Source organism: Sphingobium sp. 22B (genome assembly GCF_001580035.1).
GTDB lineage: Bacteria > Pseudomonadota > Alphaproteobacteria > Sphingomonadales > Sphingomonadaceae > Sphingobium > Sphingobium fuliginis.
In genome coordinates, this window is the sequence record NZ_LTAB01000005.1 from 171,474 (window position 1) to 185,210 (window position 13,737).

General features: G+C 64.6%; 12 protein-coding genes and 1 tRNA gene. 5 read left to right on the forward strand and 8 right to left on the reverse strand.

Going from position 1 to position 13,737, the window contains the following annotated elements:
* Positions 1 to 5: 5 nt before the first annotated feature.
* The 5 genes from A0J57_RS07225 to A0J57_RS07245 are packed head-to-tail and all read right to left on the reverse strand — an operon-like array spanning position 6 to position 5,952.
* Entirely contained in the window at positions 6 to 1,541 is a 1,536-nt protein-coding gene (locus A0J57_RS07225; RefSeq protein ID WP_061934794.1) for an AMP-binding protein, read from the reverse strand.
* Positions 1,541 to 2,872 carry an MFS transporter gene (locus A0J57_RS07230; RefSeq protein WP_101756445.1) on the reverse strand — a complete coding sequence of 444 codons (1,332 nt, stop codon included), beginning with the start codon at positions 2,870 to 2,872 and terminating at the stop codon, positions 1,541 to 1,543. The genes A0J57_RS07225 and A0J57_RS07230 overlap by 1 nt, the downstream gene beginning before the upstream one ends.
* A gap of 32 nt (positions 2,873 to 2,904) precedes the next feature.
* Positions 2,905 to 4,131, reverse strand: coding sequence for an acyl-CoA dehydrogenase family protein (locus A0J57_RS07235; RefSeq protein WP_061934798.1), 1,227 nt, complete (start codon positions 4,129 to 4,131; stop codon positions 2,905 to 2,907).
* Positions 4,132 to 4,154: 23 nt separating this feature from the next.
* A complete protein-coding gene (locus A0J57_RS07240) occupies positions 4,155 to 4,895 on the reverse strand; it encodes an SDR family NAD(P)-dependent oxidoreductase (RefSeq protein ID WP_061934800.1) in 741 nt (246 codons plus the stop codon).
* A 22-nt stretch (positions 4,896 to 4,917) separates the two neighbouring features.
* Positions 4,918 to 5,952, reverse strand: a complete 1,035-nt coding sequence (locus A0J57_RS07245) for a phosphotransferase family protein (RefSeq protein ID WP_061934831.1) — start codon at positions 5,950 to 5,952, stop codon at positions 4,918 to 4,920.
* Positions 5,953 to 6,061: 109 nt separating this feature from the next.
* Here A0J57_RS07245 and A0J57_RS07250 point away from each other — a divergent pair, with 109 nt between their 5' ends.
* The 4 genes from A0J57_RS07250 (at position 6,062) to A0J57_RS07265 (ending at position 11,108) form a co-directional block, all read left to right on the forward strand.
* Positions 6,062 to 6,781: a TetR/AcrR family transcriptional regulator gene (locus tag A0J57_RS07250; protein ID WP_061934802.1), complete on the forward strand. Its 720-nt coding sequence runs from the start codon at positions 6,062 to 6,064 to the stop codon at positions 6,779 to 6,781.
* Between the two features lie 33 nt (positions 6,782 to 6,814).
* Positions 6,815 to 9,208 (forward strand): 5-amino-6-(D-ribitylamino)uracil--L-tyrosine 4-hydroxyphenyl transferase CofH, encoded by a 2,394-nt coding sequence (cofH, locus tag A0J57_RS07255; RefSeq protein ID WP_101756444.1) that lies wholly within the window; start codon positions 6,815 to 6,817, stop codon positions 9,206 to 9,208.
* Positions 9,198 to 9,863 (forward strand): NADPH-dependent F420 reductase, encoded by a 666-nt coding sequence (npdG, locus tag A0J57_RS07260; protein WP_025548126.1) that lies wholly within the window; start codon positions 9,198 to 9,200, stop codon positions 9,861 to 9,863. Before cofH ends, npdG begins: the two co-directional genes overlap by 11 nt.
* A 72-nt stretch (positions 9,864 to 9,935) precedes the next feature.
* The gene (locus tag A0J57_RS07265; protein ID WP_061934806.1) at positions 9,936 to 11,108 is read left to right on the forward strand and encodes an acetyl-CoA C-acetyltransferase; all 1,173 of its coding nucleotides are present in this window, start codon (positions 9,936 to 9,938) and stop codon (positions 11,106 to 11,108) included.
* Between the two features lie 319 nt (positions 11,109 to 11,427).
* On the opposite strand, the gene A0J57_RS07270 is transcribed toward A0J57_RS07265, so the two are convergent.
* Both A0J57_RS07270 and folK read right to left on the reverse strand, forming a co-directional pair.
* A tRNA-Lys gene (locus tag A0J57_RS07270) sits at positions 11,428 to 11,503 on the reverse strand.
* A 45-nt stretch (positions 11,504 to 11,548) separates the two neighbouring features.
* Entirely contained in the window at positions 11,549 to 12,049 is a 501-nt protein-coding gene (gene folK / locus A0J57_RS07275) for a 2-amino-4-hydroxy-6-hydroxymethyldihydropteridine diphosphokinase (protein WP_061934808.1), read from the reverse strand.
* A gap of 23 nt (positions 12,050 to 12,072) precedes the next feature.
* Here folK and A0J57_RS07280 point away from each other — a divergent pair, with 23 nt between their 5' ends.
* The gene (locus A0J57_RS07280; protein WP_061934810.1) at positions 12,073 to 12,729 is read left to right on the forward strand and encodes a uracil-DNA glycosylase; all 657 of its coding nucleotides are present in this window, start codon (positions 12,073 to 12,075) and stop codon (positions 12,727 to 12,729) included.
* A gap of 198 nt (positions 12,730 to 12,927) precedes the next feature.
* Here the strand turns inward: A0J57_RS07280 and A0J57_RS25245 are convergent.
* A protein-coding gene (locus A0J57_RS25245; RefSeq protein WP_148564693.1) for an IS5 family transposase occupies positions 12,928 to 13,679 on the reverse strand; the annotation gives its coding sequence in 2 pieces (ribosomal slippage) (positions 12,928 to 13,349 and positions 13,349 to 13,679; 753 coding nt in all).
* Between the last annotated feature and the right edge of the window lie 58 nt (positions 13,680 to 13,737).

Here is a 13,737-nt window from a genome sequence, read left to right on the forward strand (position 1 = left end):
GAAACTCAACCCCCGATGGTGCGGTCGGAAGGCCAGAAGCGCTGGCGCAGCGCCTTCTTGTTGACCTTGCCCATGACGGTGCGGCCGATGTCGTCGACCATCTCATAGCCGCGCGGGCATTTATACCCGGCCAGATTCGCCCGGCAGAAGGCGTTGAGTTCCTCAGCCGTAGGCGGATCGCCCGCGTCCTTGGGAATGACCAGCGCCCGCGCTTCCTCGCCCATTTCGGCATTGGGCGCAGCCACCACGGCGACGTCCGCGACCTTGGGATGGCGCAGCAGCACATGCTCGGATTCAGCGGGATAGATATTCACCCCACCGCTCACGATCATGTCGGACACCCGGTCGGTGATGAAGAGATAGCCCTCCTCATCGACATAACCCATCTCGCCCAGCGTGAAGACGCCCGGCGCGATATGCGCGGCGGCGGTCTTCTCCGGATCGCCGCGATAGACGATCCCGTAACCGCTGGTGTCGCGGAAATAGACCTGCCCGACTTCATTGGGACCGAGTATCCGTCCATCCTCGCCATAGATCACCGTCTCGAACGGCGCGAGCGCCCTGCCGACGGAGCCCGGCCGCTCCAGCCATTCCTGCGAGGTGATGAAGGTGGTCGACCCTGCTTCGGTCCCGCCATAGGCCTCCACCAGCACCGGTCCGAACCAGTCGATCATCGCCTGCTTCACCGCGCGCGGGCAGGCTGCCCCTGTATGGGCAAGCCGCTGGATGCTGGAGACGTCATATTTCGCCCGCACCTCTTCCGGCAGCGCCAGCATCCGCTGGAAATGGGTCGGCACCATCACGGAGCCTTTGACCTTATATTTCTCGATCAGCGCCAGCGTCCTTTCCGCATCGAAATGCTCGACGGTGATGAGGCTCATGCCGCCAAAGACGTTGCGCGCCATGCCCAGCGGCCCGGTATGATAAAGCGGCCCCACGGCAATGCCCGGCGAGGGCGTGATCTTCGGCCGGATCGCTTCGGCCAGCGCCTTCACGGTCGCGACGCGAGGGAAATATTGCGGCGGCGTCTCGGTCGCCTTGGGCCGTCCGGTCGTACCGGAGGTATAGTGTAGGTGCGGCAGCGGCGGCACATCATGATCCGGCTCTTGCGCCGAAGCCGCCGCCAGCCACTCCTCCCAATGGATGACGCCTTCCCGCTCCGGACAGCGCCAGCCGATCACGGTCCCGACGCCCGCTTCCTGCGCGGCGGCAAGCCCGGCCTCCATCGTCTCCGGCCCGACCAGCAGCGCCACCGCGCCGCTGTCCTTCAAAATATAGGCCGCCTCCGAAGGCGTCAGGTGAAAGCTCACCGGCACGCTGGAAATGCCCGCCTCCAGACAGGCGACATAGGCGATCACCGTCTCCGCGCTGTTGGGCGCGAACACCGCCACCCGCCGTTCGGTCAGGTCCAGCCCGTTCAGCGCATTGGCCGCCCGGTTGAGCAGTTCGTCCAACTGGTGCCAGTCATAGGTCACCCGCTCGTCGGCAAGGGCAAGCTGGTCGCGGCGCGCGGGATCGACCCCGCCGATGGTCAAAGACATCAGACGTCCTTTCGGGAAGCAATGGCCGGCGCGAGGTATCTCAGCGCCATGCGGAAGGAGATGAGGGCAAGGATGGAACTGACCGTGACGACGACCGCCAGCGACCGGCCCAGCGCGCCCTCGTCACGGAACACATATTGGGTCAGCGCCGCGACGATGGCGGGCCCTGCGCCCTGACCCAATATGGTGAAGACGAACAGGAAGGACGCCAGCATCCGCGACCGGATCGTCGCCGGCGCGATCAGCCCCATGACCGAGGAAACATAGACCATGAAAGGCACGGTGATGAACTGCGCCACGCAATAGCAGGCCAGGAACACATAGGGGTTCGTCGCGAAGAACATGTAGGCGATTACCGGCAGGAAACCGAGGATCAGCCAGCCGTAGAAGCGCAGATGCGCGTCCTTCATGCCCCGCGCGAACAGCTTGTCCACGATCCAGCCGTTCACCACCAGCGACACGGCGGACACGATGTTCATCAGGCTCAGCGCAAAGCCATATTGCACCGGCTTCCACCCGAAATGCCGCTCGATATAGGCGGGCACCCAGTTGGTCATGGAATAGCCGCACATGGCGAGGGCGGACGTGCCCACCAGCATCAGCGCCAGCAGCTTCCAGTTCTGCGTGACGAAGGCCTTGATCAGCCCCTTCTGTTCCCCGTTCGCGGCGGTACCGGGCGTCCGGCGGCGGCCCGGATCGGGGAAGGTGAACAGCAGCAGCGCCAGCAATATGCCCGGCACCCCGACCATCATCATGACCAACTGCCAGGGCTGGGCGGGGCCATGGAAGGGAATATGGATGCCGCTATGCGCCGTCGCAAAGGCGATGGCGACGCCGCCCAGAGCAAAGGCGGTGGCCGATCCCACCTTGCCCGCCGTCTGGAAGGTCGAGGTGGCGCGGGTCAACAGGTGCGAAGGAAAGGCGTCGGCAATCAGCGAATAGGCGGCGGGCAGCAATGCCGCCTCCCCGATCCCGACGAAGATGCGCCCGATCAGCAGCGCCTCATAGCTTTGCGCAAAGCCGCAGGCCGTGGTCGCGACGCCCCATATCACCACGCCGCCGAAGATGATCCAGCGCCGCGAAAAGCGATCCGCCGCCCAACCCAAGGGCAGGCCGAAAATCGCATAGAAGATCGCGAAGGAGGTCGAGGTGATCATGCTGATCTGCACATCGGACAGCAGCAGATGCGCCTTGATCGGCGTCACCAGCATCGACACGATCAGCCGGTCGACCCAGCTCAGCACATAGAGCCCGAACAGAACCGCCACCATCCACCAGGCGCTGCCAAGGCCCGGATTGGTCCGGCTGTCATTCTGGTTCCGGGCGCTCATCAGCATGATCCTCGCCTTTCCGCTCAAAATCTTCAGCGCACCGGCAGTTCGTTCAGTTCAGCGATCTTGAGCTTGCCAAGCTGCGCCATATGCACCTCGTCCGGGCCGTCCGCGAAGCGCAGGTAGCGTGCATTCATGAAGGCGGCGGCGGGCGGGAAATCGCTGGAAATGCCGATGCCGCCGAACACCTGCATCGCGCGATCCGCCACCGTCTGGGTCATGCGCGGCGCGACGATCTTGATCGCGGCGATCAGGTCCTTGGCGACCTTGTTGCCATAGCGGTCCATCGCATCGGCGGCCTTCAACGTCAGCAACCGCGCCTGCTCGATCTCGCAGAAGGAGAGGGCGATGTCCTGCCGGATGCTGCCCTGATCGGCCAGCTTGCGCCCGAAGGCGACGCGGTTCTCCACCCGCCGCGCCATATATTCCAGCGCCCGCTGCGCCTGCCCGATCAGGCGCATGCAATGATGGATGCGCCCCGGCCCCAGGCGACCCTGCGCGATCTCGAACCCGCGCCCTTCGCCCAGGATCAGGTTGGCCTTGGGCACGCGCACATCCTTGAAGACCATCTCCGCATGGCCGCCGGGCGAATGGACCGCATTCATGACGTCGAGCGGACGGACGATCTCTATGCCGGGCGTGCCCGCCGGGATCAGTATCTGCGAATGCTGCTGGTGGCGCGGCCCGTCATTGGGCGTCTTGCCCAGCAGGATGAATATCTTCGTATGGGGATCGAGCGCCCCCGAAATCCACCATTTGCGGCCGTTGATGACATAATCGTCGCCGTCCGCGATGACGGTGGTGGCGACATTGGTCGCGTCAGAAGAGGCGACCTCCGGCTCCGTCATCACATAGGAGGAGCGGATAGTGCCATCCATCAGCGGCTTCAGCCACTTCTCCTGCTGCTCCGGCGTGCCGTATCGGGCCAGAACCTCCATATTGCCCGTGTCCGGCGCGGAGCAGTTGAAATATTCCGAAGACCCGATCACCCGGCCCATGATCTCGGCCAGCGGCGCATATTCCAGATTGGTGAGGCCGGGGCTCCATTCGCCATATTCATGCGGCAGGAACAGGTTCCACAGGCCCGCTTCCTTCGCCTTCGCCTTGATCTCCTCCGTCCCCGGCCAGCGCTTCCACAGGTTCGCGGGGTCATGGTGGAAATGGTCGCGCTCCTTCTCGATCGGATAGACATGGGCATCCATGAAATCGATGAGCCGCTCCCGCAGCGCCTTCACCTTGTCGGAATATTCGAAATCCATCGCTCGATCCTTTTCGGATAAATTCAGGTGAGGGTGAGGCCGCCGTCCACGACCAGCGTCTGCCCGCAAATGTAACCGGCAAGGGGGGAGGCGAGGAAAAGCGCCACCCCCGCCATTTCCTCGACCGATCCAAAGCGGCCCATGGGTATCCGGGCCAGGGCGCGCTCCCGCCGCTCGTCATTGTCCATCGTCACCTTGGTCATCTTGGTGTCGACCAGACTGGGCGCGATGCCGTTGACGCGGATGCCGTCGCCCGCCCAGGCAATCGCCAGCGCCCGCACCAGATTGACCGCGCCCGCCTTCGACGCCGCATAGGCCGGATTGCCGAACGTCGCCTTGAACGCCCCAATGGAGCTGACGACGATGACCGTTCCCCTGGCGGCGGCCAGCGCTTCGCGGCACAGGTTGGAAATATGCAGGATGGAGTCGAGATTGACCGCCATCACCTTGTTCCAGCCCTCGACCTCGAATTCCTGCCGCCGGTAGAGGACCGTGCCCTGCGAATGGATCAGCACGTCCAGCCTGTCGAAAGGCACCGGCGTCGCCGCAATCGCCGCCGCATCGCTGACGTCGACCTGCGTATAGCCGACGCCTTCAAGGTCCGACCCTTCCTCGCCCGCATAGTCCGCCGCGCTCGCCCGCGTGCCCCAGACATGGACCTGCGCGCCCCGCTGGCGGAAGGCCTGCGCCATGCCGTTGCCGATGCCGCTCGATCCGCCGACCACCAGCACCGTCTTCCCGGTGAAGTCGAGTTCGTTGGTCAAAGGAATTGCCCTTTCATGCATGTCAGCGGATCAGCGCCTCAGCGCGTTCGAAAAGATGAATGGCCCGGCCGTGCAGCCTGTCGCCGGTCTCGCGTGGCGCCTTCCCGGCGCAGGCGCGGGCATGGGTGCCCTCCAGCAATATGCCGAGCTTGTAGCAGGCCAGCACATGATACCAGTCGACCGCCGACAGGTCGCGCGCCGACCCTTCGGCATAGCGCGTCACCAGTTCCCCCGCGCCCGGAAAACCGTCCCAAGGCCTGACCGATACGGTGCTTTCCGACTTCCCGTCGGGCCAGGTGGCCAGCACCCAACCCAGGTCCAGCAGCGGATCGCCAATGGTCGCCAGTTCCCAATCGATGATCGCCGCCAGTTCCGGCCCATCCTTGCGATACATCACATTGGCCAGATGATAGTCGCCATGCATGATGCCGGGCGTGAAGCGGTCCGGCCTATGCCGCTCCAGCCAATCCCCGACCGCGCCGACGGACGGCAGCGCTTGCGGCCCCGTCCACCCGTCAAACTCGCCATAGCCCGCAAGCTGCGACCGCCAGCGATCCACCTGCCGTCCGAGGAAATTCTCCGGCTTTCCGAAATCGCTCAATCCCAGCGCATGATGGTCCTGCGCGCCCAGCGCCGCGATGCCGTCCACCAGCGCCAGCCCCATGGCATGGCGCATCGCGGGCGAACCGGCATGCGGCTCGGGTAATTGCCCGACCGGATTGAAGCCATCCACCGGCTCCATCAGGTAAAAGGCGACGCCCATCACGCTCTCATCGCCGCAATCCGCGATCAGCCCCGGATGCGGCACGTTCGTCCGGGCCAAAGCGCGCAGCAGCCGCGCCTCCCGCCGCATCGTCTCATTGCTGTTCGGGCGAGGGTGCGAAGGGGGGCGGCGGAACACATAGTCGCGTCCGTCGCGGCTGAAGCGAAGCAGGATATTCTGCGTCCCTCCCGCGAGCGGCGTCACGTCCGTCAGCGGGCCGGAGCCAAGTCCCCGGTCCGTCATCCACGCCGCCAGCGACTCGATGTCGACCGTCGGTCCCGATGCTGATTCCACGGACGATTTCACTAGGGCATCCCTCGCTTTTCTCGACTGTTCGACCGTCGATTAGATCAATTGGATAATGCACTTGACGAACGCTCTTGGCAATGAGAAAAATGCACACATGGTCAGACTTCAACTTGCCAGGGCCGATGATGCCGCTCGCAGCGCCGCTGCCGGGCAGATCAAGAAAGTCGCGTTGCGCCTGTTCGCGGAACGGGGCGTCGACGGCGTCACCGTGCGGGAGATCGCAGCGGCGGCGGGGCAGAAGAATCACGGCGCGGTCGGCTATTATTTCGGGTCGAAGGAAGCCTTGGTCCGCGCCATCGTCATGGACGGCGCGGTGGCGCTGGATCGCGAACGCAATGCCGCGCTGGACTTGCTGGAGGAGCAGGGCGGCCCCCGCACCATCCGGCAGGTGGTGAACATCCTGGTGGAGCCGGTGCTGGGCCTGTCGGACGATCATTATGTCCAGTTCATCGTGATCTTCGCCATGACGCACAGGGACATGATGCTGGACGCGATCGATCCGGCATGGAACCGCGCCTATGGCCGCTGTCTCGACCATCTGCGCCGGCTGATGCCCCATCTGCCGCCCGCGCTTCAGAACCAGCGCTTCGTCTTCATGGGCGCCTATATCAGCGCCGTGCTTTCCGCGCGGCAGCGCGCCCTGGCCGACCGCAGCCGCGCGCATCCCATGTGGGGCAGCGAATCCAGTCTCGAACATTTCATGCAGTCGCTGGTCGCCCTGCTGGATGCGCCGGCCGACCTTCCGAAGGACATGCTGGCACGGATCGGTGGAGCAGGGGCCGCGATCCCGGAGCCGCCGGGGCCGGTCGGCTGAGAAGGGCGCAAGGACAAGATGATGGAGAGGATGATGACAGGCAGGGACGGGATGAGCGGACAGGCGGCGGCATTGCTGGACATGCCCTTGGCCGACCTGCTCGCCGCCGCCTCCGCGCTGCGCGATGAGGGCCATGGCCGGGTGCAGAGCTGGTCGCGCAAGGTCTTCATTCCGCTGACCCAGCTTTGCCGCAATCTCTGCCATTATTGCACCTTCTCCCAGCCGCCCCGGCCCGGCGAGGATGCCTATATGACTCGCGATCAAGTGCTGGCCGTCGCCCGCGCGGGCAAGGCGGCGGGCTGCACCGAGGCGCTGTTCACGCTGGGCGACAAGCCGGAATTGCGCTTCGCCGCGGCGCGGGAGGAACTGGTGCGGCTGGGCCATGCGAGCACCATTTCCTACCTCATCGAAATGGCCGCGCTGGTGCGGGATGAAACCGGCCTGCTGCCGCATATCAACGCCGGGGTGATGACCCGCGAGGAAATGGCTGCGCTCCGCAGCGTTTCCGTGTCGCAAGGCCTGATGCTGGAGTCCGTTTCCGACCGCCTCTGCCGAAAAGGCGGCGCGCATTATCGCTCGCCCGACAAGGAACCGGCGGCGCGGCTGGAGACGATCCGGCTGGCGGGCGAACTGCACATTCCCTTCACCACCGGCATATTGATCGGCATCGGTGAAACCCGCGCCGAACGGATCGAAGCGATCGAAGCGATCCGCGACCTGCACCAGCGCTACGGCCATATCCAGGAAGTCATCGTCCAGAATTTCCGCGCCAAGGAACGCACGGTGATGGCCCATGCGCCCGAACCGGACATGGACGAACTGCTCTGGACCATCGCCGCCGCCCGCCTGATCCTGGGGCCGCAGATGAACATCCAGGCGCCGCCGAACCTGTCGGCCGCCGATTTCCCGCGCCTGCTGTCAGCGGGGATCAACGATTGGGGCGGGGTCTCGCCGGTGACGCCCGACCATGTGAACCCCGAAGCGCCCTGGCCCGAAGTCGAACGCCTGCGCATGGCGACCGAAGGGGAGGGGCGGATGCTCGTGGCCCGCCTGCCGGTCTATCCCGCCTATGCGCAGGACAATGCGCGCTGGCAGGACAAGGCGATGGTGCGCCATATTCTCGCCCATGCCGATGCGGAGGGCTTCGCCCGCGAGGACAGATGGTCGCCCGGCATAGCGCTGGAGCCCCGCATCACGCGCCCCTCCACCCTGCCGGTCGATCCCGGGATCGCCGCCATCGTCGACCGCGCCATGACGGGCGCGCTGCTGGAAGAGGAGGAGATCGCGACCCTCTTCTCCGCCCGCGAAACCGATCTCGAACATATTTGCGACAGCGCCGATGCCTTGCGCGAACAGGTGATGGGCGACGCCGTCACCTATGTCGTCAACCGCAACATCAACTATACCAATATCTGCCTTTATAAATGCAGCTTCTGCGCCTTCTCCAAGGGCGACAAGGCGGAGCAACTGCGCGGCAAGCCCTATGATCTCGATCTTGAGGAAGTCGTCCGCCGCACACGGGAGGCATGGGATCGCGGCGGCACGGAAGTCTGCCTGCAAGGCGGCATCCACCCCCATTATACCGGCGAGACCTATCTGGACCTCGCCAAAGCCGTCCGCGCCGCCGTGCCGGAGATGCACATCCACGCCTTCTCCCCGCTGGAAGTGTCGCAAGGTGCGGCAACCCTTGGCCTGACCGTCGAACAATTCCTCACCCGCCTCAAGGAAGCGGGTCTCGACACGCTCCCCGGCACGGCCGCGGAGATATTGGACGATGAGATCCGCGCCATCATCTGCCCCGACAAGCTCGACACCGATCAATGGTTGGACGTCATCGAAACCGCGCACAGGGTCGGTTTCCGCACCACCGCCACCATCATGTTTGGCCATGTCGACACGCCCCGCCACTGGGCGCGCCATCTGATCCGCATCCGCGACCTGCAACGCCGCAGCGGCGGCTTCACCGAATTCGTGCCGCTGCCCTTCGTCCACATGGAAGCGCCCATGGGCCTGCGCGGCGAGGCGCGCCACGGCCCGACCTTCCGCGAAGTCCGGCTGATGCACGCCGTCGCCCGCCTCGCGCTGCACCCGCATATCCGCTCGATCCAGACAAGCTGGGTCAAGCTGGGGGAGGAGGGGGTGAAGGTCTGTCTCACTTCCGGCGCGAATGACCTTGGCGGCACGCTGATGAACGAGAGCATCTCCCGCGCAGCAGGAACGCAGCATGGCCAGGAAATGCCGCCCGCCGCAATGGAGGCGCTGATCCGCTCGCTCGGCCGCACCCCGCGCCAGCGCAGCACCGCCTATGGCGCGGTCGCGCAGCATATTCACGACCGCGGCATGGATGCCGCGGAACTCACGCCCATGATCCTTACGCCTCCGCACAGGCGTCGAAAAGAACAGGAGAGTTTAGCCTATGCAGAATGAAGCTCTGGCGAGCATCGCCGTCCTCGGCGGCACCGGCAAGGAAGGCGGCGGCCTCGCGCTCCGCTGGGCGCATAAGGGTCATAAAGTCATCATCGGCAGCCGCACCGCCGAACGCGCGCAGGAAGCCGCCGCCCAGATGAACGAAGTTCTGGGCGAGGGCGCCGTCACCGGCGCCGCCAACCCGGACGCCGCCGCGCAGGCCGACATCGTCGTCCTCGCGGTTCCCTATGCTGCGCAGCAATCGACGGTGAAGGACGTCGAACCGGCGCTGGCGGGCAAGATCCTGATCGACGTGACCGTGCCTCTGGTCCCGCCCAAAGTCAGCCGCGTGCAACTGCCCGAAGGCGGCTCCGCCGTCGAAGCCGTGCAGAAAATGCTGGGCGAGGGGGTCCGCGTCGTCTCCGCCTTCCAGAATATCAGCGCCCATCACCTGACCAGGCTGGACGAGGAAATCGAATGCGACGTCCTGGTCTGCGCCGACGACAGCGAAGCCGCCGACACGGTGGTCGCGCTGGCGCAGGAGATCGGCCTGCGCGCCTGGAATGCCGGGCCGCTCTGCAATTCGGTCGTGGCGGAGGGGCTCACCTCCGTCCTGATCGCCCTCAACCGCAAATATAAAGTCCCCGGTTCCGGCATCCGCATCACCGGCGTCTGAGGTCTTTGGTTTTTCGCATTTTATGAATCGTCTGCTGTGCCAGCAGACTTGAAAATGCTTGGGAGAAAGAAAATGGCAGAAGCCTATATCGCCGCCGTCGCCCGCAGCGCCGGCGGCAAGCGGGGCGGCCGCCTCGCCGCCGTCCACCCCGCCGATCTCGCGGGCAAAGTCCTTGCAGGCCTTGTCGAGCGCTCCGGCATCGACCCCGCCGCCGTGGAAGATGTCATCATGGGCTGCGCCTGTCCCGGCGGCGAGCAAGGCGCGAACATCGCCCGCAACGCCGTCCTTGCGTCAGGCCTCCCCGAATCCGTCCCCGGCACCCATGTCGACCGCCAATGCGGCTCCTCGCAACAGGCGCTGCACTTCGCCGCCGCGACGGTGATGTCCGGCATACAGGATGTGGTGATCGCCGCCGGCGTTGAAAGCATGACCCGCGTGCCCATGGGCCTGCCCTGGACACTCCCCGCCAAGCATGGCTTCGGCTCCTATCGCAGCCCCGGCATCGAGGCGCGCTACCCGAACCAGCCCTTCAGCCAGTTCGGCGGCGCGGAAATGCTGGCGAAGAAATATGGCCTGACCCGCGATGTGCTGGACGCCTATTCGCTCGAAAGCCATCGCCGCGCCGCCGCCGCGGCGCAGGCGGGCAAGTTCGATGCAGAGATCATTCCCCTCGAAGTCGTCACCCCGGAAGGCGAAACGGTCGTCCACAAGGTCGACGAAGGCATACGCTTCGACGCCAGCCTGGACAGGATCGCCAGCGTCAAGCTGCTGGCCGAAGGCGGCGTGATCTCCGCCGCCAGCGCCAGCCAGATCTGCGACGGCGCCGCCGCGCTGCTGGTCGTGAACGAACGCGGCCTCAAGGCGCACGGCCTGACCCCGCTGGCCCGCGTGCACCAGATGACGGTGCTCGGCCACGATCCCGTCATCATGCTGGAAGCGCCTATTCCCGCGACCGAAAAGGCGCTTGCCCGGGCGGGGATGAAGCTTTCCGACATCGATCTTTATGAGGTCAACGAAGCCTTCGCCCCGGTGCCGCTCGCCTGGACGCAAGTGCTGGACGCCGATCCCGCCCGGCTCAATGTCCATGGCGGCGCGATCGCGCTTGGCCATCCGCTGGGCGGATCGGGCGCCAAGCTGATGGCGACGCTGGTCAGCGCTCTCCACGACCGGCGCGCCCGCTATGGGCTGCAAACCATGTGCGAAGCAGGCGGCATGGCCAATGTAACCATAGTGGAAAGGCTCTGACGAGGGGGCACGACGGAGTGCGGACGCCCTCCCGCACCCAAAATGCTGAACCGCGAGAGAAAGGCCCCGCATGGCGATGATCGCCAATGCGGTGAACCGAGGCTGTGCGTCCAAACGCTCCGGGAACCAGACGCACGGTTAAGCCGTTCATCTTCCAGAAAGAAATGGAGAGGGCAGATGGACGACGCTCTGAAGCCTGATGCCATGTTCGGCATTTTGTTCGGCCTGTTGGTTTCAATCGAAATATGGTGCTTCGCCGCGCTCGTGATCAAGGCGGTCGAGTGACGCCGGATTGAAGCGGCGATCCCCACAGAGGTGGTGGTGAGCCCTGCTGGATTCGAACCAGCGACCTACTGATTAAAAGTCAGTTGCTCTACCGACTGAGCTAAGGGCCCTCATGTCCTGAGGTCCGCACGCACTAGAGGGGGCGATGCGGCTGGTCAACCTCCAGAAACCGCTTTTCGCAGGCGGAAACGCAAATGGCGGATCGAAAGCCGGGACACGGGGTCGCGCCAGCCCGGCGCAATGGCAAGCAGCGGCGTCAGTACGAAGTCCCGCTCGCGAAAAGCCGGGTGCGGAATGCGCAGCGAGCGGCTGTTCCAGCGACCCCCGGACCACAGGATGATGTCGATGTCCAGCCGCCTCGGCCCCCAGCGCCTGAACCGCTGGCGGCCCAGAGCGCGCTCTATCGCCTGCAAGCCGGAAAGCATCTCTTCGGGCGGCAGGGAACTCTCCATCAGCACCGCGCCATTGACGAAGATGCGCCGCGACGGCCCGATAGGCCGGGTCTGCATGACGGGAGCGACGCTGAGAACCGGGCCCAGTTCCGCGATCAGGCGAACCGCGCCGCTCAACAGGCATGCCGGGGTCATCCGCGCCGACAGCGGCCGGTTCGATCCCAGGGCAAGGGCGTAAACATGACGGGTGCTTGTCTTGACCATCGGACAGCGCCTATCCGGTCGCCATGACGCTGCAAAGTCCTATCCCGCACGGCGAAGCGCCGCATGATTGTCCGCTCTGCCCGCGTCTGGCCGCTTTTCGTGAGCAGAATCGCGCGGAACATCCCGGCTGGTGGAATGCGCCGGTTCCGGTTTTCGGTGATCCGCTGGGCCGAATCGCGATCGTCGGCCTTGCGCCGGGCAAGACGGGGGCGAACCGCACGGGCCGGCCCTTCACCGGGGATTATGCGGGCGATCTGCTGTTCGCCACGCTCGCCAAATTCGGCCTGACCCAGGGCGTCTATGAGGCGCGGCCCGACGACGGGCTCATGCTGCGCAACGTCATCATCCTCAACGCGGTCAAATGCCTGCCGCCGCAGAACAAGCCGCTGCCTGAGGAGATCCACAATTGCCGCGCCTTCCTGAAGCCTGCGGTCGCCGCCTTGCCCCATGCGCAGGTCTTCGTCGCGCTGGGCCAGATCGCGCATCAGTCGGCGGTGAAGGTGCTGGGCGGCAAGCTTCCCAAGGCGCGCTTCGCCCATCTGGCGGAGCATCGCATGCCCAGCGGCCAGATCGTCATCGATAGCTATCACTGCTCGCGCTACAATCAGAACACCGGCCGGCTCACCGCCGGGATGTTCGAAGCGGTGTTCGAGAGGGCGGTGAAACTGGCGACGCTTTAGCCGGCGCACAGACTGGTCGCGCCTGCAGCTTTCGGACTGAACACCAGCCTGAAGCGCGCTGCGCCAAATCGCAGGTTGCGCGCTCTAGGGTTTGTGGGGATTCATCGTGAGTTGATGATGGCTGCGGCGAGATAGATCATTGCAGAGAAGCTCTGGTCGGTTTTGCAGGCACGCATAGCCTCTAGGGTTTGTGGGGATTCATCGTGAGTTGATGATGGCTGCGGCGAGATAGATCATTGCAGAGAAGCTCTGGTCGGTTTTGCAGGCACGCATAGCGATGCGTTTGAATTCCTTAAGTTTGGAGAAGAAGTTTTCGATCAGGTGACGCCATTTGTACATCTCGACGTCGATCTTGAGCTTTTGGGCGCGGCCGGGATGTTGTGAAATGACAACCTTCGCCCCACGCTGATCAAGATCCTGTACAATCCAGTTGGAATCGAAGGCCTTGTCGCCYAGCAGGGCACCGAACTCRATACCGTCGATCAACGGTGCGACGCCTATGGTGTCGTAGCGGTTGCCCGGCAGCAACTCGAAGCGCACCAGATTGCCCAAGGCATCGGTCAGCGCCAGAATCTTGGTCGTCATGCCGCCTTTTGAGCGACCAATGGCCTGGCCCTGAGTCCCCCTTTTGCGCCCTGGCCATGCCGGTGAACCTTGACGATGGTCGCATCGACCATGGCGTATTCCATGTCGGGTTCCTCCGACAGCACATCGAAAATACGCTTGAAAATATCGGCTTCCCGCCAATCGCGAAACCGCCTGAACGCCGTACTCCAGTTGCCGAACATGGCGGGCAGATCACGCCATGGACTGCCCGTGCGAACAATCCACAGCACCGCCTCCATGAATAGCCGGTTGTCCCTTCCGCTCCGCCCAGGGTCAGTCGGCTTACCCAGACAATGTGGCTCCATCTTTGCCCATTGGGCGTCGGTCAGTACGAAACGGTCCATCCAGAGCGTGAATCACATCTCCCAACAAATGGGAATCCTAAATCCCCACAACCCCTAG